At 69.4% G+C, this 301-nt stretch carries 1 protein-coding gene; it reads left to right on the forward strand.

Going from position 1 to position 301, the window contains the following annotated elements; translation table 11 throughout:
* A partial coding sequence (locus ACTHSL_RS13380) for a hypothetical protein (protein WP_440381708.1) occupies positions 1 to 301 on the forward strand: 301 nt, incomplete at both ends.

Consider the following 301-nt stretch of genomic DNA (forward strand, 5'->3'; position numbering starts at 1 on the left):
CGCTGCCGGCCGGCGGGCAGCGTTACCGCGTGCAGTTATCCGACTATCGACGGCGCGAATGGCCGGCCGTTTCCGCTTCGGCTTCGGCTTCCAAGCGCACCCGCCGCCCGCTGGCCTTTGGAACGGCAGGGCGAGGCGGTGGAAATGACGGTGAAGGCGGCCGGTTTGGCCCAGGACGACGGGCGGCCAAAGCCTGTTCCGTCCGCCAAACGCCGTATGCCGGTCCCGCGCACGGCGGTTTTCGTGCTGCTGACGTGCGCGGAAAACGGCGCAGTATCGGCACGGCACACGCCGCCCATAC

The organism is Neisseria sp. P0008.S010 (assembly GCF_051962715.1).
Lineage (GTDB): Bacteria > Pseudomonadota > Gammaproteobacteria > Burkholderiales > Neisseriaceae > Neisseria > Neisseria elongata.